We start from the raw sequence: 17,531 nt of genomic DNA on the forward strand, positions 1-17,531 counted from the left end.
TCTCGACCGGTCCTCAAGCGTTCTCCCGGTGATTGTTCGGAATTTCTCCAGCGGAATTGTCCGCCTCATTTCATCACCACTGCAGGGGTGTTGTTCCGGCCATGGCGCGACGGCCGGACCGTCATACCCGGGCGGTCTCCTGCAGCACCAGACGACGCGGTGCGGCACGGCTCCAGGGAAACCCGTGGTGCAGATGGACGGCCGGTACGTGCCCGGAGTCGACCTCCACCGCCACCGCGGCCAGCACCTCGGGCACCGGTTCGATCTCCAGGAACCGCCAGCACTCGGCCGAGTCGTCGGCCGGCGGCCGGAAGGCGGTCACGCCCCGGTCCTCGTCCAGGGTGAACGCGAAGGAGTCGAAGGGCAGCCCGAGCCCCAGCCCGCGCGCCTTGGAGTACGCCTCCTTCATCGTCCACAGACGCAGCGCGCGGCGGTCCCTCGACCGCCCGGGGGCCGCCCCCGCGATCCATCTCTGCTCCTGGGCGGAGAACGTGGCGATGATGTTGTCCAGGCCGCGTTCGCCGCGGTCCAGCCGCTCGACGTCGACACCGATGCGCAGCCCGCGCGAAACACCCAGCAGGTTGTACGCGTTGGCGTGCGAGAGGTTGAAGTCCAGGGAGTCGGCGCCGCGCGGCAGTCCTCCGGCAGGCGTCTGGAGGAACGGCCGCCCGCGCGAGGAACGCCAGATGATGGCCTCGGCCTCGGGGATGCCGGTCTCCAGCGCCAGCACCCGGCGCACCAGGGCGTGGGCGACGAGGTACTGGCGGCGGTCTCGTTCGAACAGGAAGCGGCCCGCCACCTCCTGTTCGTTCTCGTCCAGCCAGTGCGAGGCCAGGGTGGCGGCGATCCCGGGTGTGAGCTCGTCGTTGGGGCAGAACCACAGATTGACGGGCTCCGGCTCGGACGCGCCCGGCTCCGCCGGGCGGCCTGAGGTCAGCACGGTCATTCCGGGCCCTCCTCGCCGCCCAGCCACAGCGGGACGCGCAGGAACGCGGACGAGGGCAGCGGTACGGCCACGGCACCCGCCCCGTGGGCGCGCTCCAGGACGGCCCAGTCGACATCGAGCCCGGAGAGCCACAGGCCGCGCAACTGGTGCAGCCGCCCGGCCTGCCACAGCGCGGCGAGGTATCCGTCCGTCTCGGGTGCGTCGGCCAGCCCCAGCGGGTCGGCGCCGCCCTCCCGCAGATCGGCGCAGGGCGCGCCGTCCCGTACGAACTGCTCCAGGGTGTGCGCCAGTTCCCCGGTGTCGCCGACGACGGCCGCGAACCGGCAGTCCATCGCGGACCGGCCGGTACGCAGCGCCCGGGCGAGCACCGCGAGCGACGGCACCGGTCCCGGCCCGCCGAGCAGCTCCGTGAACCGTTGTGCGGTGGCGGCCAGATGGGCGGGGGTGGGCGCGGACAGGACGAACAGCTCGCTGCCCCCGGCCGCCTCCGGGTCCGTGTCCGCCGCCGTGTCCGTATCGGCCGGGAGGTACTCCTCCAGGACCACGTGCGCGTCCGCGCCGCCCGCCCCGCGCACCCCGACGCGGATACGGCGGGGCGCCGCGTCCTCGCGATCCCAGGTCTCGGCCTCGGCACGCCGCGGACCGGGCGCAAGCTCCCGGTGGCGCAACTGGAGAACCGCCCGGGTGAGCGAGGCCGCCCCGGTCGCCGCCCCGGCCTCACCGACGAGCGCGCGCACGGATCCGGCGTCCTCCCCGACAACGGCGGCCGACGTGTCCACACCGGCCGCGCGCAGTGCCGCGTGCGGCAGCCGCAGCGCGGCGGCGTGCGCCGGGGCCACACCGGTGGTCCGGGAGCGGCGGCCGGGGCCCGGGGCCGGGGAGTGCGGTGCGAGGTGGCCCACGGCGCTGCCGCGGACCAGGCAGTGGACGCTGTCGCCGTCGGCCAGGGCCCGCGCCAGCGGCTTGAGGAGCAGTGCGCCGACGCCTTCGCCCGCACCGGGCCGCCGGCTGGACGGGTGCAGGAGCAGCTGCACGCCGCCCACCAGCGCGGCGGCGCATTCGCCCCGGTGCAGGGCGGCCAGCGCGAGATGCAGGGCGAAGAGCACCGAGGACTGCTCGGTGTCCACCGACTGGCTGGGCCCGGTGAGGCCGAGCAGGGTCGACAACCGGTTGGGCAGACTCCACCGTCCGCCGCAGGGCATCGGCCGGGGCCGCCCGGACGTCCAGGTACCGGCCGCGAGCAGCGCGTAGTCACCGCGGCCGGCTCCGGTGAACACGCCGACGCTGCGCGGCGTCCCGTCCGCGGCGGTCAGGGCGTCCAGTCTGCCGCCGGTGCATCCGGCGTCCTCCAGGGCCTCCCACGCGGTCTCCAGGAACAGCCGCTCCTGGGGGTCCATCAGGGCCGCCTCGTGCGCGTCGATCCCGAAGAACTCGGGGTCGAAGTCCTGTACGCGCTCCAGGTAGTGGCCGATCTCGTCGCCGGGCCGTCCGGGCGGCGGCGCCGAGACGCTGCCCTGCCCGGCGCGCACCCGACGCCAGAAGGCGGCGAGGTCGGGCGCGCCGGGGTAGCGCCCGGCCATCCCGACCACGGCGACCGGCTCGGCGGGGGCGGCACCGGGGGCGGCGGCACCGGGGACCGTGGCACCGGAGGCAGCGCGGTCCCGGCCCAGGGCCAGGACCTCGTCGGCCAGCGGTCCGCCGGTGTCCGGCCACGGCCGGATGTCCGGCAGCCGGAGGACGACGGGCGCCGGTCCGGTGGTGGCGATGCCGACGGCACCGGCCGCGCCGGTCAGCAGCGCGACCGCCTGGGCCCGGTCCAGATGGCCGTTCTTGAACCGGGTCAGGACTTCCTTCTCGTCCATCGGGACGCGCTCCTTATGGGGTGGAACAGCTTCAGCCACGGCGGGCGAGCAGCACGACTGCCTCGTCCACGGTGAGCCGGTCGTCGCGGATCGCGTCCAGCAGGACGTCGACATCGCCGCGGAGCGGCGGCCGTACGGCGGACACCGGGGCCGGGACCGGCGCGCGGACGGGCTCGGTCTCCGGCGCGAACGCGCCCGTACGGGTCGCGATGTACGCCGCCACGGCGGCCAGGTTGGGGTGCTCGTACAGCAGGACCGAACGCTCACGGAGTCCGAAGGTGCGGTTGACCGAGGCGATGAACTCCGCGGCCACGATGGAGTCCATGCCGAGGACGTTGAAGGCGGCGGTGGTGTTGATGTCCCACGGGTCGCAGCACAGGATCGCCGCCAGCTGCTCGCGCAGCACCTCCGCGATCCGCGTCGCCCCCTCGGGAGGAGTGGACCCGGCGGAGGTCTCGGGAGCGTCGGCATCGGCAGGAGCAACGGGCGCCGCAGCTGCGGGCGCCGCGCCGCCCCGCGCCCGCCCGACCTCCTGCGCGAAGGACGCCGGGGTCGGGTAGTCGTACAGGTCGGTGGCGCGCACCTGGAGCCCGTACCGTCCGTTGACGACGGCCACGAACTCCACGACCAGCAGCGAGTCGAGTCCCAGGGACGGGAACGTCCGGTCGGGGTCGATCTTCTCCGGCTTGATCCGCAGGACGTCGCCGAGGACCCCGATGAGGTCCGTCAGCACATCCTCAGGATGGTCAATCGTCATCGCAGGCTCCTCCAAGCCGTCGGTGGCACACGCTCACCCGGTGCTGCCGGTGGCCCCGGCCGGTACCGGTGCCCCAAAGGCGTCCAAGGGGGCGTGCGCGGGATCGTCCGCGGGTCGGGACGGCGGGAGCGTTCCCGGCATCCCCGCGCGGTAGTTCGCCTCCGCGCCCTCGGGCACCAGGCTCGGCAGCAGCAGCGACCACAGCCCGGTGACCCGGCGTTGGAGCTCGGCGTAGGGGATTCCGGTACCGGCCAGCGTCTCGATCCCGCAGGCCGCCGCGGCCACCAGCGACTCGATGCTCTCCCAGGTGGTCCCGGCGCGGAGCTCCCCCGCTCGCCGGGCCTGACGCAACAGTCCGCAGACCTCCCCCAGCCAGACTCGGTGGAAGTCGGTGACTCCCTCACGCAGGCCCGCGCACTCCTTGGTGATGCGGAAGCCGGCCGGGATCGCCGGTTCCTCGCGCAGGCTGCGGGCCAGCCAATGGGTCGTGTCGACCAGGGTCTGCAACGGGCGGAGTCCGGCTGCGCGCAGTTCGCGCACCGAATCGCGTAACAGAGCGCAGCCCCGCAGCTGGACGGCTTCCGCCAACTCCTCCTTGGAGGCGAAGTGGAAGTACAGCGCTCCTTTGGTCACTCCGGCGTACGCGGCGATCTCGCCGAGCGTCGCGTTCGCGTAGCCGTTGCGGTGGAACATCTCGGCCCCCGCCTGCACCAGCTTCCTGCGGGTCCGCTCCGACCTCTCCTGCACCGCGGTGCCTTTTCGGCCCATGGTCCTGGTACGTGTCAGGGCCGTCGGGCGGGTCGCGGTCGCACCCCCGGCGTCGCGTGCGGCCATCTCAGCCCACGCGGACGAGTCGTTCGGCGCCGCTCTCCGCCATCACCGGGCTCTCGGGGCTGGCCATGAGGATCGAGCGCTGCAGCCTGCGCAGGGCGGCCGACGGTTCGAGCCCGAGCTCACGCACCAGCGTGGTGCGCAGCCGCTGGTAGACGTCGAGGGCCTCGCCCCGGCGGCCGGAGCGGTGCAGGGCGAGCATGAACTGTCCGTGCAGGTTCTCGTGGGTGCGGTACCGGCTGACGAGCACGGTCAGTTCGGCGAGCAGCTCACGGTGCCGGCCGATCCGCAGATCGGCCTCGATGCGCTGATCGAGCGCGCACAGCCGGGTCTCCTCCAGCCGCTGGGTCTCCATGTCCAGCTGGATGCCGCCCTGTACGTCGGCGAAGGCCGGGCCGGACCACAGGGACAGCGCCTCGCGCAGCAGCCGGGCCGCGCCCGGGAAGTCGCCTCCGTCCATCGCCCGGTAGCCCATGCCGGCGAGCCGGTCGAACTCGCGGACGTCGCTGGTGCCACCGCCGCTGTTGAGCAGATAGCCGCCCGGCAGCGTGACGAGCACGTCCTTGGCGGTGCCGCGGTCCGCCTCCCCGTCGGCCGGACTCTGTTCCAGAGCGGTCGCGATGAGGGCCCGCAGTTGCAGCACGTAGGTCTGCAATGTGGTCCTGGCGCTGCGCGGCGGGGCTCCCGCCCACAGCTCCTCTATCAGGGCCGACACCGGAACGACCTGGTCGGAATGGAGCGCCAGCAGCGCCAGAACCTGTCTCGGCTTGGCGGCGGTGGGCGTGATCGAGACGCCGTTCTCCCGCACCGCCAATGTGCCCAGTACTTCGATGTCCACGCCATACTCCCCTGTCCGTGGATGAGCCTCGGCCAGTAAAAAACAGGACAGGCGGTTTGTCAACACAAAACCGACCGAGGCGTTCGTTACTCTCGGGTTCCCTGGCGGCCCCTCAAATACCCGCTCTGAGCTGCGAAGTTGTCACGCGCCGAGAGTGCGGAAGCTTCCTGGAGGACCGACACACCCTTCATCCACAACGGAAGGAACTCGCCAAAACAAACCAGCAGGTCTTCTCCTTGATCAGCACCTGGCCACCCCGTCCTGACCGGCCGGATCCGGCCACGACCAGCCACGACCGGCTGCCACGAAAATCCCCCGCCGACGAAGGAGCCCCGACCTTTCGCAGGCCGCGAAGGACCGGGGCTCCGACACACCACCGTCTACGGACGCCGGGTTCCCCCGGCCTCGAATCCGGCGAGATGTGCCGCCGGCACCAGCGTCGGCAGCAGCAGCCGCCAGAACCGCGCCACCGTCGACGCCGAGAGCCACGTCGAGTCCCGCACCCCGAGCACCTCGAATCCCACGGTCGCGGCCACCACGGCGGTCACCACGTCCTGGACGCCCGCCCCCCGGCGCAGTTCACCTTCCGCCTCGGCCTGCTTCAGCGTCTCCTCGACCCAGCACCGCCAGCGCTCGCGCAGATCCATCCGGCGCGGGCGGGACGTCTCGCCGCTCAGCGCGAAGCCGACCCGCAACACCACATCGCCGCGCAGTGCGTCGGCCAGCGCATGGGTGACATCGACGAGGAGCTGCACACGGCTCGTCCCGAGCGGAAGCGCACCGCTCGTGAGGGCCAGCAGCCTGGTCAGCGCCTCCTCCTCGACAACGTCCACCAGGGCGGCCTTGCTGGAGAAGTGAAAGTGCAGCGCACCGTTGCTCACCCCCGCCCGCGAGCTGATCGCGGTGAGCGACGCCGTCGAGAAGCCGTCACGGTCGAAGACCTCGGCCGCGGACCGGATCAGGGTGTCACGCGTACGCGCCGCGCGTTCCTGTTTGACCATCAACTGCTCCGTCACTGCCAGAGGTTGCCGTGCCTGCCGAAGGACAGGAAACGACTATAACAAACCGCGCGTGCGGTTTTTGGAAAGATTCCCTGCTCATCCGTCGAAGACCGGGATCGGGGCGGCTCACCCAGCAGGACGCCGCGGCCGCACCTTGAGTCACCCCGCTCAAGGACGACTTGTGTCACGCTCGAACCATGTCGGACCGGAACCGGACGCAGACTCGGCGACAGCACGCGCCGACCTGGCCCCATCTCCAAGAGCAGGCAAATCGGAATGAACGCGTCCGCTGTTTTTGGATGACAAGGAGTCAGGAGCACTAGAAATTAAACCGGTTGGTATGTATTTTCAGGCCAGGAACAGCCCTGAACACACCTCTCGCACCAGCCCAGGGGGAGCAATGTCTGCGAGCACGTTTCAGGTCGAACGGACCGCGTTCGACAGAGAAATGACCAGAGGCGCCAAGGCTTCCACGATCAAGCCCGGCGGTTTCTACCCCAACACTCTGACTATGACCGTCCCCAAAGAACTCGTACACCGGTCCGCCGTCGCAGAGGTCATGCTCACCGACTGGGACCGCGTGGACGACACACACTTCGTCATGTCCGCCCAGTGGCCCCGCGGCCACAGCTTCTTCACCCCGGTCGCGGACGGCTACCACGATCCGCTCATAGGGTGCGAAACGCTCCGCCAGATCGGCATACTCCTGGGGCACGCGGAATTCGGCGTGCCCTTCGGCCACCAATTCCTCGTCTGGGACATCGACCTCACCGTACGTCCGCAGCACCTGCGGATGGGGTACGAGCCGGCCGCCCTGAGCATCGACGTCCACTGCACGGAGATCAACCGGCGGGGCCGGAACCTGTCGGGGCTGCGCTTCGAGGCGGTCTTCCACCGTGACGGGAACATCGTCGCGACCGGTGGCGGCTCCTTCTCCTGCATGGCGCCCGCGGTCTACCGGCGGGTGCGCGGCGAGCACGTCCCCGGCGGCAACTGGGACCAGCTCCCGCTGATCAGCCCGGCGGCCCCGCAGAGCGTCGGGCGCATGTCCCCCATGGATGTCGTCCTCTCCCCCACCGGCGAGCAGAACCGCTGGCAGCTGCGGGTGGACACCCGCCACCCCGTGCTCTTCGAGCACGCGGTCGACCATGTGCCGGGCATGGTGCTGGTGGAAGCCGCCCGCCAGGCCACGGCGGCGGCCCTCGGCCGGTCCTCCTACCTACCGCTCGCCATCGCCAACGAGTTCAAGCGGTACGTGGAGCTGGACGCCCCGTGCATGATCGAGGCGACTCTGCTGCCCGACACCTCCCCCGAAGGCGACCGAAGCGTCCTGGTGACCGCTCATCAGGACGGTGCGCTGGTCTTCAACTCCACGGTGACCGCAGGATCGCACGGGATCTGATCCGTGCCGAACAGTGACTTAACCACGCCGAACGGCGGCTGCCCACCGGGCAGCCGCCGTCTTTCTGTCCTCACCTGCACACCCTCAACGGTCCCCGTTCCCGAAGGCACCCAGGTGATCGGCCGCCCATCCGCGGAAGGTCCCGGCCGGCCGGCCGAGCAGACCGGCGACCGTGCCGTCCACCTCCGCCTTGGCGCCCTCACGGCCGCGCTCCGCGCTCTCCAGCAGCGCCTCGGCGATGTCCGCCGGATAGCGCGCGCCCAGCGCGGCACGCGCCCGCTCAGGGCCCAGCTCCTCGAAACGGAGCGGACGGCGCAGCAGCTCCGCGAGCTGGGCCGTCTGCTCGACCGCCGAGACCGCCGCCGGCCCGGTCAGCGTGTGGATCCGGCCCGCATGTCCGTCCTCGGTGAGGGCGCGTACCGCCACCTCGGCCACGTCGCGCGGATCGACGCAGGCGTTGGCCGACGCCCCGTACAGGGCCCGTACGACGCCGTCCGAGCGGATGGAGCCCGCCCAGGAGAGCGCGTTGGACATGAACGCGCGGGGACGCAGCAGAGTCCACTCCATGCCGGACCCGCGCAACAGGTCCTCGTTGCGGCGCTGCCACCGGGTGATCAGGTCCTCGGCCCGGCTGTCCGCCACTGCGGCGGCGGACAGCTTCACCACCTGCCGCACCCCCGCCGACCGGGCGGCCCGGATGAAGTCCGCGTCGTCGTCCCCGCCGGGGTTGGTCACCAGAAAAACGGTGCGAACACCACGCAGAACGCCCGCCAGCGAGGCCGGATCCGAGAAATCTCCGTGGACGATCTCGGCCGCCGTACTCGCTCCCGTGACCCGGCCCGGATCCCTGGCCATGATGCGAACTGCCAGGTCAGCAGGGATCCTTCGGACTACTTCCCGCCCTATGGTCCCGGTGGCACCGGTGACAAGAATCATTGATTTTGCCTCTCTTGCCCGATATTTCCCCGGCCGGTACACACAAGGGCACGGCCTGTAAGATACGAACTGGACGGTTTCTTTACCGGCCTCCCGACGTTCACCACCCTGAGGAGGGAGGAGGCAGAGTGGCTGAGCAGCTACGAGCCATCCGTACCCGTCAGACGATCCTTTCGGCAGCGGCCAAGATCTTCGAGGAACACGGGTACCAAGCGGCCACGATCTCCCAGATCCTCACCGCGGCAGGAGTCACCAAGGGCGCCCTGTATTTCCACTTCCACTCCAAGGAAGACCTGGCCCAGGGCGTCCTCGCCGAGCAGGACCAGCGCATCATCGTCCCTCCCCGTGCCTCCAAGGTGCAGGAGATCGTGGACGTCGTGATGCTCCAGGCCCACCGGCTGCAGACCGACCCCATGGTCCGCGCCGGTGTGCGGCTGACCATGGACCAGCTGGCGCAGAGCCTCGACCGCAGCGGCCCGTTCCTGCGCTGGGCCGAGGTCGGCCTCGACCTGCTTCAACAGGCGCAGGCCCAAGGGGAGTTGCTGCCCCACATCTCGCCGTCCGAGACGGCCGATGTCATCGTGGGCTCCTTCGCCGGCATCCAGTCCATGTCGCAGGCCGTCTGCGAGTACCGCGACCTGGTGAGCCGTGTCTCCGCGCTGATGCGTCATGTACTGCCCAGCGCGGTGATGCCTTCTGTCCTCGCCTCGCTCGACCTCTCCGAGGGCCGGGGAGCCGCGGTGTACGAAGAGGCGCTGAAGGCGGCCGAGCTGCGGGACCTGGTCGAAACGACCGGCTGAGCACCGCTCGTTCCTGCGGGGCACCGTCAACGGTGCCCCGCAGCTACGGCGCCCTCGGCGAAGTACGCCGACAGCGCCTCCCCCAGGCCTCGGCCGCCCGGCACCCAGGCGATGTAGCCGTCGGGCCGCACCAGCACCGCGTCGTACGGCACCTCGACGGTGGGCCGGGCACGGACCACATTCAGGATCCCCGCCCACTCCCGGGCCGTCTCCCGGTGGCCGCCGCTCTCCTCGCCGAAGAGCAGCAGCAGTGGCCTGCCCTCGCGCAGCAGCCCGATCACATCGGTCTCGCCGTCCGCAGTGCTGAGCACCGCATTGCGCAGGAACGTCCCCGTCGCCTCGCCGGAGGCCCCACCGTCCCGGTCATCCGGAAGCACCGTGTCCTGTGCGCTGATCAGGTCGCCGAGATGCCCGTGCTCACGGTCCGCCGACAGGACTCCGGTGAACACCCGTCGCAGCGCGTCGAGTTCGGGACCGGGCCGCATCAGCGCGAGCTGCGCCTGCGTCTGGTCGATGACCTGCCGGGCTACAGGACGGCGCTCCAGGTCGTAGGTGTCCAGCAGACCCTCGCCCGCCGAGCCGTGCACCGCCAGCGCCAGCTTCCAGGCCAGGTTGAGGGCATCGAGCACCCCGGCGCTGAGGCCCTGACCTCCGATCGGGAAGTGCACATGCGCCGCGTCGCCCACCAGGAAGACCCGCCCCGCTCGGTAGCTCCGGGCCAGCCGCGCGAAGTCGCTGAACCTGCTGAGCCAGCGCGGCTCGTCCATCGCGATGTCCCGGCCCGCGATCCAGGACACCTCCTGCCGCAGCTCCTCCAGAGTGGGCGGCAGCTGCCGGTCCGCGTGGGCACCGGTGCAGTTCAGCGTCCGGATGTGTGTCCTGCCCTCCGCGTCGCGCTTGGCCACGATCCAGCCGCGCGGGGTCTGGTGCCAGCCTTTGGTGAGATCGTCCGGCTGCGCGAGCATGACCGTTCCCATGAGCGCGGACACCGTCGCCGGGTGGGTGTCGGAGGCGATGCCCACCAGGTCCCGGACCGTGCTCCGGGCACCGTCCGCCCCCACCACGTACTCGGCGAGGCAGACCACACTCCCCTGCGGCCCGTCGGCCGTGACCCGTACCCCGCCGTCCTCCTGGACGACCTCGGTCACCCGGTGCTCGCGCAGAATCCGCGCCCCGGCCGCACGCGCCCGCTCCTCGAAGTGCCGCTCCAGCTCCGCCTGGGGGCACTTGAGGATCGGCTCGGGCTCGCGCGCGGGCGTCTTGATGACCAGTCCGGGCATCCCCGCGAAGTGGAAGGGGCTCTCCGCCGCGCCACCGGTGTACGGATGCCCGTGCCCCGGCAGGTGGCCGCGCCGAGCCAGGGTCTGCACCGCCCGCGCGTGCAGCGTGGTCGCCTTGGGCTGCTCGGACACCTCGGCCCTGGACTCCAATAGCGCGGTGTCGACTCCGTACCCGGCGAGCTCGGCGGCAATGAGCATGCCGACCGGTCCCCCGCCGACCACCACGACCTGTGCCCGAACCGAACGTTCCCCCTGCACAGCGACGCCTCCCCCTGGCCGTGATCCATCCCCGCCGAAGGAAATATACCGGACGGACTGTTTCCAATCCATCCGTCGAGGAAACCGGCCGGCGCCAAAGCTGAAGCCGTGGCTTCAGCCTGAAGCGAAGCTCAAGCTGAAGCCGACACTAAAGCTGAAGTCGAGGCTGAGACTACGGCTGGAGCTCCCGCATAGTGGACGACATCGGACCGCCCTCCGAACGCTCGGTCTTGTGCCCCTTGCTGCCCGGCGCCAGCGTCCGCACATCCACAGCCTCCGCCGGCGCCCCCCGCGCGTACAGCCCGTCGGGCTCGGTGTCCCGGTCGTGCGGCAGCAGCCAGAAAACCCGCCGCCGGAACGTACCCGAGGAACGGGACGGCTTGGCCTTCGGACCGAGCAGGGCGTATCCGACCATCCGGCCGTCGCGGTGGTACGCGGGTCTCCCCCGCCGGGTCGGCAACCGGTCCAGACTCTGGCGGACATAGTCGAGCCGACTGATGTCCTCAAGCCAGACGAGATCCATCTCGTCGACGATCTCGTCCTCTGCGATGAGGGCACTCATACTGTCTCCTCGTCCGCGAGCAGGCCGATGCCCGGGTAGTACTTGCGCTGGTTGGAAAGGATCATTTCCTTCGGTGACGCCAGTCCCACCACCTCGCGAACACGTGCCGCGAAAGCCCGGGACGATATCGCCGGCGCCCCCTCATTCTGGCACCAGCTCCTGTAGGCCGCGTAGAGCTGGGACTGCTCCGCGCGCAGATCGGCTTCAAGCCGACAGGTCTCATGGACGAAGCGCCCGGTGTGGTCCTCGGTCTCGGCGTACGCCGTGGTCGCGATACGGACCCGCTCGGGGCCCGTCAGGTCCTTGTCGCCCCCGAGGTAGCGACGGGCACCTTCGATGAGCCAGTTGAGGATGCCCGGACCCTCCTGCGTCACAAGGATGTCCGCCAGGTTGTCGATCTTGCGATCGTCGGAGACGACCCGCTCGAACGGGATCAGCCGCATACGCCGCCAGAACGCGAAGCCACCCGTGCCCACCTCGGGCCGGTGATTGCCGAGCAGCCACATCTTGTGCGTCGGCTCGAAGCTGAAGAAGTCCTGCCGCATCCGGCGCGCCTTGATCCGGTCGCCACCGGTCAGCAGCTTGACCCGAGCCTCATCGAAACGGTCCCCCGGCTTGACCTCGCTGCACACGATCACGCGCCGGCCGTGCAGCTCCGCCAGATCGGTCGGATGCCCCTCGTACGGACGCGACATCAAGAACCCCGGAGGCGCCGCGTCCGCGTAGTCCCCGAGCAGCTTCATCAACACATCCAGCAGTACGGACTTGCCGTTCTTCCCGGAACCGAACAGGAACGGCATGACCTGGGCGCCGACATCCCCCGTGACCGAGTAGCCGAGCAACAGCTGGAGAAAGTCGATCATCTCCGCACCGTCCGGACCCTCGCCGAAGGTGTCGGTCAGGAACCGGTTCCAACGCGGCGTCGGCATCGGCTCCGGCGCGGCCGAGGTCGACCGGGAATGGAAGTCCTTCGTGGGCTCCGCAGGACGGATGCGCCCGGAACGCAGATCGACGACTCCCGCAGGCGTGCACAACGCGTACGCATCCGCGTCCAGCCGGGCCGCGTTGAGCACCATCCCCGGGGCGGACTTCGCCTGCGTCAGCATCGCATTCATCCCGCTGGTGCTCAGCGTGCGGCGGCGGTGCTGCTGCAGCGCGGTCGGGGTGTAGACGCCTCGTGGATCAGTGGTGGCAATGGACTCCGCCAGATCGCCAGCCGACCACATCACGGTGTCGTCCTCGTCGATCTGCCACCGGGTGCCGTCCCATCGGTACCAGCCGATCCCGGGCACGTGCCGGTAGTCGTTGCAGTAGAGCTTGACGAACAGCTTGGCGTTCCCGCGGTCGGTCAGTGTGTCGGGCAGCAGCCCGTCCGCCGTCGCCTCGCCGTCCCTCTCCGGGGCGGCAGCAGCCTGATACCGCGCGGACTCTTCGCTCTGCCTCGGCGCCGGGACGGGCTGCGCAAGGATCTGCGCGGCCACCGCCTGGACGTCGAAGGCAGACAGTGCTCTCTCCTCGTCCACACTCACGCCCGCCCCCCGAGGGACAGCGGACGGGCCAGACCTGCACTCAGACCGCCCCGGATGATCGCCAGACAACGCCGCTGCTGCCCCGGACGGGCCCGCTCGGCCGCATCCTGCAACGCCCGCGTCGCCTCGTCCTCGGTGAGGTGCCCCGCCGCGACCAGACCTCCCGCGGTGTACGCGGCCCGGTTCAACTTCTCCGAGAACGCGGCGCCTTCGGGTACCGCCGCACACGCGGCGACTTCGGCGAGAACTCCGGTCAGTACCCGGTCACCAGCACCGCGGCCGCCACCGGCCGCGAGAACCGCCTGCCGGGCACGGGGCGGCACCGGCCGGGTTCCCGGCACGGAAGCGGACGGCAGATGCCCGGTGCGCTCCAGTTCCCTGGCGAGCCAGGCGGGAAGCGCAGCCGGTACCCGCACGGTCCCCACGGGCCGGTAGACCCCCGCAAGGGTCACGGTTCCGGGCGCCACGATGTACCCGCCGTGCGCCCGGACGTCGACCTGCCAGGCGAGGGCTCGGCCGCCGCCAGACCCGGAGGAGCACTGCCACCGGTGACCGCCGTCGTTGCGGTACCACACGTGGAGCCCCCCGGACGGTGTGCGGACACGCAGCGTCGACTCGTCGTCCGCCGGGCTGGCAGCGCCACGCAGGGCAGCCAGCACGCCCAGGGTGTGAAAGCCATTGGCCAGTCCGGTCAGGTCGACCCCTGCGGAGATCCCGACGCCCGGCAGCAGCCGGTCACGGTCGGGGAGTTCACACGCATGCGCATCGATATCGATGACCACGAGGCCGGCAGGACCGGTGGCAACTCCCACCCCGAGATCGGGCCGATTTCCCCACCACTGCTGGATCCGGTCGAAATCAAGCGTTGCCGCATGAAACCCATGACACCAGCGACCCGCACGAATACAGTCGCACCCCCCTCGGGCATGACCCTGAACACGGCACACCTCACAGTTGCCCACAGGCGTTTTACGGCCCGGAGCAAGAGGATGAACCGGCCACCCCTGGCGCGCACACCACGAGGCAGTTGTCAGAGGCTGCGAAGCGACCGATGCAGATCCTGCGAACTGCCGTGGGTCGCTGCGCGAAACCTGCAGCTCAGCTGCCATTCACTTCCCCCATCAGCGACTGAAGCGACTCAACTCCCAAAATCAGATTAGCGAAATCTGAGAGGAAGGAGAGGCACATGGGGCAGAACAGATGTACGCATCTGCAAGATGCCCCAACGACCGAGCGACTGAGGGTCCAGAGACTGTCGGTCACTCAGTCGCTTGCCAGCAGGCACACAAAACACCAGGTCAGAGGCTTATGCAATACAGAACAGCGACTGAAGCGACTCAAGTTCGCTATATATGACGCACACACGCGCTCACACGCGCACGCAGGAATGTCTCGATATACCTGAAACTTGAGTCGCTTCAGTCGCTGTTCCCCCCAACAAACCCCTCTGACCTGCGGTTTTCTCTCTCGGGGCGAAGCGACTCAACGCCCATTCAGTCGCTGACGTTCAGTCGCTGGTCCCACTCCCCCACCCCCCGGATCGCTCAAGTCCGTCTCCATCCGGGCTCAAGCGGCTTCCCCATCACGACCGCTGCCACCAGCACATACCAGCCAATCGCGGCTGCCGAAGGTCATGAAACTGCAGGCCGGGCAACCGGAGTTCTGCCGCACCAGCAGCCAACACACCTGCTGTACCGAGCAGTTCCCCGCCCCATCACGACAGCTGACCAACAGCGGGCTGTCCCAGGAAGCGGGCCGCGTGGGGAGGCGGGCCAGGAACCGGGGCAGTAACCCGGCACCTCGGCCCGCCTCCCCACCGGGCCGCTCATCGAACCGAGTCGGTGCCCTCGGCAAGGATCCTGTCGACAAGGATCTTCCGCTGCGCCTCGTCCATCTTCCTCAGTACGAGGTCGGCAACCTGATGTCCGTCGTGCCAGGGCATCTTCGTGACCTTGCCGAGGGCGACGATGCCCGACTCCCCCGGGGCCAGCTGAGCCGGTGCGACCTGGCGTCCGGCATGCTCCGACCGCTGCCCCGGAACTTCGTCGTGCGTAGCCGACACCTCTTCCCGGGCCTCGGAGCTATCACGCCGTGATAGATCGGCCTCCCGCACTCCCGGGCTATCACGCCGTGATAGGTCTGCCTGTTCCTCACTCGGGCTATCACGCCGTGATAGATCGGCCTCGCTCTCCCCTGGGCTATCACGCCGTGATAGCCCAGCCGGAGACTCCCCGGGATTATCACGCCGTGATACTGCCGCCCGTTGTTCCCCAGAGCCACCCGAGGCAGCAGGACCATCCGACGTATCGGCCCCGCCACCCGACTCATCTGCTCCCCCGCTCTCCGGGCTATCACGCCGTGATAGTTCACGTACCGCCGAGCGCCGCTGAACCCCTGCGGCGGCCCGCGCATCCGCCTGCTGGCGCTGCTCATCGGGCGGCAGCTTGGAGAGATTCCGTACGTGCTCGATCTTGCGGCGCCCCTCCACCAGGTCCGCCTGGAGTTGAGGATCGAGGTCGAGGACGGAGAGCTTCGACGAAATGGTCGACTGGGCAATGCCGAGCCTCTTGGCAGCCTTGGTCTGAGAACCGTAGAAGTCGACGAGCGTACGAAGCGCCTGGGCCTGTTCCAGCGGGTTCATGTCGTCACGGTGGACGTTGGCTACGAAGGCTGCCTCAAGGAGTGCCTCATCCGTCGAAACAAGGGCGTTGTCGACGCTGACGCGAATCTTCGCAGCACCGGCAAGACGTGCCGCGGCAAGACGTCGGTGACCATCGACAACGATGTACCGGGCACCCTCGTCGAGGTCGTCCGCACGGTGCGGACGCTCTTCCAAGTAGGCCTCGATCGAAGCCACCGTCACGGCGTTGACGAGGCCGATCTCCGCAATGCTCTCCGCCAGCCCCTCAAGATCGCGAAGCTCCTCGCGGGGGTTGTCGGGGTTCTGACTGATGAGGTTCAGTGCAAGCTCGGTCGGATCGGGGACGCCGGCCGTCGGCACGCCCGTAGCAGCACCGATCGCAGCCCGGCGGGCGCTGATGGGGCGGGCCTGGGCGAAGGAGGAACCGGCCCCGAGGTTCTTGGCCTTACTCACTTGCTGATCTCCCGGGCGAGGGCGCGGAGCGCAACGGACTGTTCGCAGCGGGGTGCATAGGCAAGAAGCGGCCGCTTCGCACGGACGGCTTCCTTCTGTTCCTTGAGGTCTCCGATGACGCCCACGACACGCGGATCCTTTATGGCCATCCAGGACTGGAGAGAGGAGGTGGCGATGTAACCGCGACGGGCGTCGTAGTGGTTGACGACCAGGCCGAGGTAGTCGACGTCGAGGGCGAGGTCATTGCGCATGTCCTCGATCTGCGACGTGAGCAGCTCGTAGGCGTCTGCGCTGCTGTCCTCGGCCTGGACGACGATGAGAACACCGGAGTTCCCCGGCACCTCCTGCGGGCGACGGCGCCCGTAGTAGGTGGCTGCATCCATGCTCAGCCCGAGGCTCGGAGGGCAGTCGATCAGGATGACGTCATAGTCGGGCTCAACCGCGGCAAGGGCCCGTTCGAGGGCAGACTCCCGTGCACGGACGGAGGCGAGTCGCACATCGAGGAGAAACGCATCGGTGCAGGCAGGAAGAAGGTGCAGGCGTCCACCGAACCGGTCCTCCTCGATCGGCACGATGAGATCGCTCAGTGAGCCCTTGCCATCACCGGCCATGTGATTGGTGAGCGAGTCGCCGTCCATGGCGAGGGGAGCGTGGCCCAGTTGCTTGGTGAGGTGCCCCTGGGGGTCGAAGTCGACGAGCAGGACACGCTGTCCGAGCCCAGGCAGATCCTCCAGAGCGAGCGGATCGTTGGCGACTTCCTCATCCTCTTCGAGGAGTGCGGCGAAGTGCTTGGAGACACGAACCGGCACAAGGGCGGTGGAGTCCTCCGCGAGAGCCTCGCCGGTCCCGGCAGTGACAGCGGTCTTGCCGACACCGCCTTTCTGATTGCAGATGACGACACGTCGGACGATGTCGGGACGCTTCACTGCGGGTGCGGGATGGCTGTCCAGCCAGACTCGGACGGACTGGGCCAGACCCTGGATGAGGGAGACCCCGCGGCGCTTGCAGTCCGAACGGAATCCGGTCCACAAGGGAGAAGGCAGGAACGTCGCGAAGGACTCTGCCCTAGAAGTGTCGATGGGGGAGAGGTTGGATCCGAGACCGCGCCATGCAGTGATGCCGGCTTCGACTGCGTCCTGCATGTCGATGCCGTGCTGAACGGCGCGGACCTTGAGTTCCTGGCGGAGCCAGGAGGGCAGCTTCGAGACGACCTTCTCTCGGTCGCCCCTGGTGTCGGGTGTCGTCATAGTTCGTCACTCTACTAACGTCATAGATCAATTGAGCGCGCGAAACGTTAGCTCTGTCGTCTTTTTTCGTTGTGGGTGAGCTATCACGCCGTGATAACAAACCCCCACAAACCGGCAAAGGTAAAGTGGTATGGGGGGCTGGTCCGCCAAGACAAAGAAAAGGTATAAAAAAGCCCCCCCAAGAAACA

At 69.2% G+C, this 17,531-nt stretch carries 15 protein-coding genes; 2 read left to right on the forward strand and 13 right to left on the reverse strand.

Annotated elements, in window-relative coordinates:
* Nucleotides 1-121: 121 nt before the first annotated feature.
* The 6 genes from ACFVH0_RS30700 to ACFVH0_RS30725 all read right to left on the reverse strand — a co-directional run bounded on the left by ACFVH0_RS30700 (nt 122) and on the right by ACFVH0_RS30725 (nt 6,250).
* A complete protein-coding gene (locus ACFVH0_RS30700; RefSeq protein ID WP_385825493.1) occupies nt 122-946 on the reverse strand; it encodes a 4'-phosphopantetheinyl transferase family protein in 825 nt (274 codons plus the stop codon).
* The gene (locus tag ACFVH0_RS30705) at nt 943-2,808 is read right to left on the reverse strand and encodes a polyketide synthase (protein ID WP_385825495.1); all 1,866 of its coding nucleotides are present in this window, start codon (nt 2,806-2,808) and stop codon (nt 943-945) included. The genes ACFVH0_RS30700 and ACFVH0_RS30705 overlap by 4 nt, the downstream gene beginning before the upstream one ends.
* Nucleotides 2,809-2,839: 31 nt before the next feature.
* Nucleotides 2,840-3,565: a phosphopantetheine-binding protein gene (locus ACFVH0_RS30710; RefSeq protein WP_385825496.1), complete on the reverse strand. Its 726-nt coding sequence runs from the start codon at nt 3,563-3,565 to the stop codon at nt 2,840-2,842.
* 33 nt (nt 3,566-3,598) lie between these two features.
* Entirely contained in the window at nt 3,599-4,399 is an 801-nt protein-coding gene (locus ACFVH0_RS30715) for a ScbR family autoregulator-binding transcription factor (RefSeq protein WP_385825498.1), read from the reverse strand.
* Nucleotide 4,400: 1 nt separating this feature from the next.
* Complete coding sequence (locus tag ACFVH0_RS30720) at nt 4,401-5,234, reverse strand: BTAD domain-containing putative transcriptional regulator (protein ID WP_385825501.1); 834 nt, start codon at nt 5,232-5,234, stop codon at nt 4,401-4,403.
* A gap of 380 nt (nt 5,235-5,614) precedes the next feature.
* Nucleotides 5,615-6,250 carry a ScbR family autoregulator-binding transcription factor gene (locus tag ACFVH0_RS30725; protein WP_385825503.1) on the reverse strand — a complete coding sequence of 212 codons (636 nt, stop codon included), beginning with the start codon at nt 6,248-6,250 and terminating at the stop codon, nt 5,615-5,617.
* A gap of 496 nt (nt 6,251-6,746) precedes the next feature.
* Here ACFVH0_RS30725 and ACFVH0_RS30730 point away from each other — a divergent pair, with 496 nt between their 5' ends.
* Entirely contained in the window at nt 6,747-7,637 is an 891-nt protein-coding gene (locus tag ACFVH0_RS30730) for a ScbA/BarX family gamma-butyrolactone biosynthesis protein (RefSeq protein WP_385825505.1), read from the forward strand.
* A gap of 84 nt (nt 7,638-7,721) precedes the next feature.
* On the opposite strand, the gene ACFVH0_RS30735 is transcribed toward ACFVH0_RS30730, so the two are convergent.
* Nucleotides 7,722-8,573, reverse strand: a complete 852-nt coding sequence (locus ACFVH0_RS30735; RefSeq protein WP_385825507.1) for an NAD(P)H-binding protein — start codon at nt 8,571-8,573, stop codon at nt 7,722-7,724.
* Between the two features lie 128 nt (nt 8,574-8,701).
* On the opposite strand from ACFVH0_RS30735, the gene ACFVH0_RS30740 reads away from it, so the two are divergent.
* Nucleotides 8,702-9,373 (forward strand): ScbR family autoregulator-binding transcription factor, encoded by a 672-nt coding sequence (locus ACFVH0_RS30740; protein ID WP_385825509.1) that lies wholly within the window; start codon nt 8,702-8,704, stop codon nt 9,371-9,373.
* A 26-nt stretch (nt 9,374-9,399) separates the two neighbouring features.
* On the opposite strand, the gene ACFVH0_RS30745 is transcribed toward ACFVH0_RS30740, so the two are convergent.
* The 6 genes from ACFVH0_RS30745 to ACFVH0_RS30770 all read right to left on the reverse strand — a co-directional run bounded on the left by ACFVH0_RS30745 (nt 9,400) and on the right by ACFVH0_RS30770 (nt 17,343).
* On the reverse strand, nt 9,400-10,911 hold the full coding sequence (locus tag ACFVH0_RS30745) for an FAD-dependent monooxygenase (RefSeq protein WP_385825511.1): 1,512 nt from the start codon (nt 10,909-10,911) through the stop codon (nt 9,400-9,402).
* 172 nt (nt 10,912-11,083) lie between these two features.
* Nucleotides 11,084-11,473: a DUF6009 family protein gene (locus ACFVH0_RS30750; RefSeq protein WP_124723573.1), complete on the reverse strand. Its 390-nt coding sequence runs from the start codon at nt 11,471-11,473 to the stop codon at nt 11,084-11,086.
* Nucleotides 11,470-13,002 (reverse strand): phage/plasmid primase, P4 family, encoded by a 1,533-nt coding sequence (locus ACFVH0_RS30755; RefSeq protein WP_385825513.1) that lies wholly within the window; start codon nt 13,000-13,002, stop codon nt 11,470-11,472. The genes ACFVH0_RS30750 and ACFVH0_RS30755 overlap by 4 nt, the downstream gene beginning before the upstream one ends.
* Nucleotides 12,999-14,111, reverse strand: a complete 1,113-nt coding sequence (locus ACFVH0_RS30760) for a bifunctional DNA primase/polymerase (RefSeq protein ID WP_385825515.1) — start codon at nt 14,109-14,111, stop codon at nt 12,999-13,001. Before ACFVH0_RS30760 ends, ACFVH0_RS30755 begins: the two co-directional genes overlap by 4 nt.
* Nucleotides 14,112-14,827: 716 nt before the next feature.
* The gene (locus ACFVH0_RS30765) at nt 14,828-16,096 is read right to left on the reverse strand and encodes a ParB/RepB/Spo0J family partition protein (RefSeq protein WP_385825516.1); all 1,269 of its coding nucleotides are present in this window, start codon (nt 16,094-16,096) and stop codon (nt 14,828-14,830) included.
* On the reverse strand, nt 16,093-17,343 hold the full coding sequence (locus tag ACFVH0_RS30770) for a ParA family protein (protein ID WP_385825518.1): 1,251 nt from the start codon (nt 17,341-17,343) through the stop codon (nt 16,093-16,095). Before ACFVH0_RS30770 ends, ACFVH0_RS30765 begins: the two co-directional genes overlap by 4 nt.
* Nucleotides 17,344-17,531 lie beyond the last annotated feature (188 nt).

Origin of the sequence: Streptomyces sp. NPDC127117 (genome assembly GCF_042677325.1) — a bacterium.
Taxonomy (GTDB): domain Bacteria; phylum Actinomycetota; class Actinomycetes; order Streptomycetales; family Streptomycetaceae; genus Streptomyces.

What these genes read in the sequence shown, in the direction of transcription:
- ACFVH0_RS30710 (WP_385825496.1), bottom strand. Translation starts at nt 3,565, where the DNA reads ATGACGATTGACCATCCTGAGGATGTGCTGACGGACCTCATCGGGGTC.
- ACFVH0_RS30770 (WP_385825518.1), bottom strand. Translation starts at nt 17,343, where the DNA reads ATGACGACACCCGACACCAGGGGCGACCGAGAGAAGGTCGTCTCGAAG.
- ACFVH0_RS30705 (WP_385825495.1), bottom strand. Translation starts at nt 2,808, where the DNA reads ATGGACGAGAAGGAAGTCCTGACCCGGTTCAAGAACGGCCATCTGGAC.
- ACFVH0_RS30730 (WP_385825505.1), top strand. Translation starts at nt 6,747, where the DNA reads ATGACCGTCCCCAAAGAACTCGTACACCGGTCCGCCGTCGCAGAGGTC.
- ACFVH0_RS30715 (WP_385825498.1), bottom strand. Translation starts at nt 4,399, where the DNA reads ATGGCCGCACGCGACGCCGGGGGTGCGACCGCGACCCGCCCGACGGCC.
- ACFVH0_RS30760 (WP_385825515.1), bottom strand. Translation starts at nt 14,111, where the DNA reads ATGGCAGCTGAGCTGCAGGTTTCGCGCAGCGACCCACGGCAGTTCGCA.
- ACFVH0_RS30750 (WP_124723573.1), bottom strand. Translation starts at nt 11,473, where the DNA reads ATGAGTGCCCTCATCGCAGAGGACGAGATCGTCGACGAGATGGATCTC.
- ACFVH0_RS30735 (WP_385825507.1), bottom strand. Translation starts at nt 8,573, where the DNA reads ATGATTCTTGTCACCGGTGCCACCGGGACCATAGGGCGGGAAGTAGTC.
- ACFVH0_RS30700 (WP_385825493.1), bottom strand. Translation starts at nt 946, where the DNA reads ATGACCGTGCTGACCTCAGGCCGCCCGGCGGAGCCGGGCGCGTCCGAG.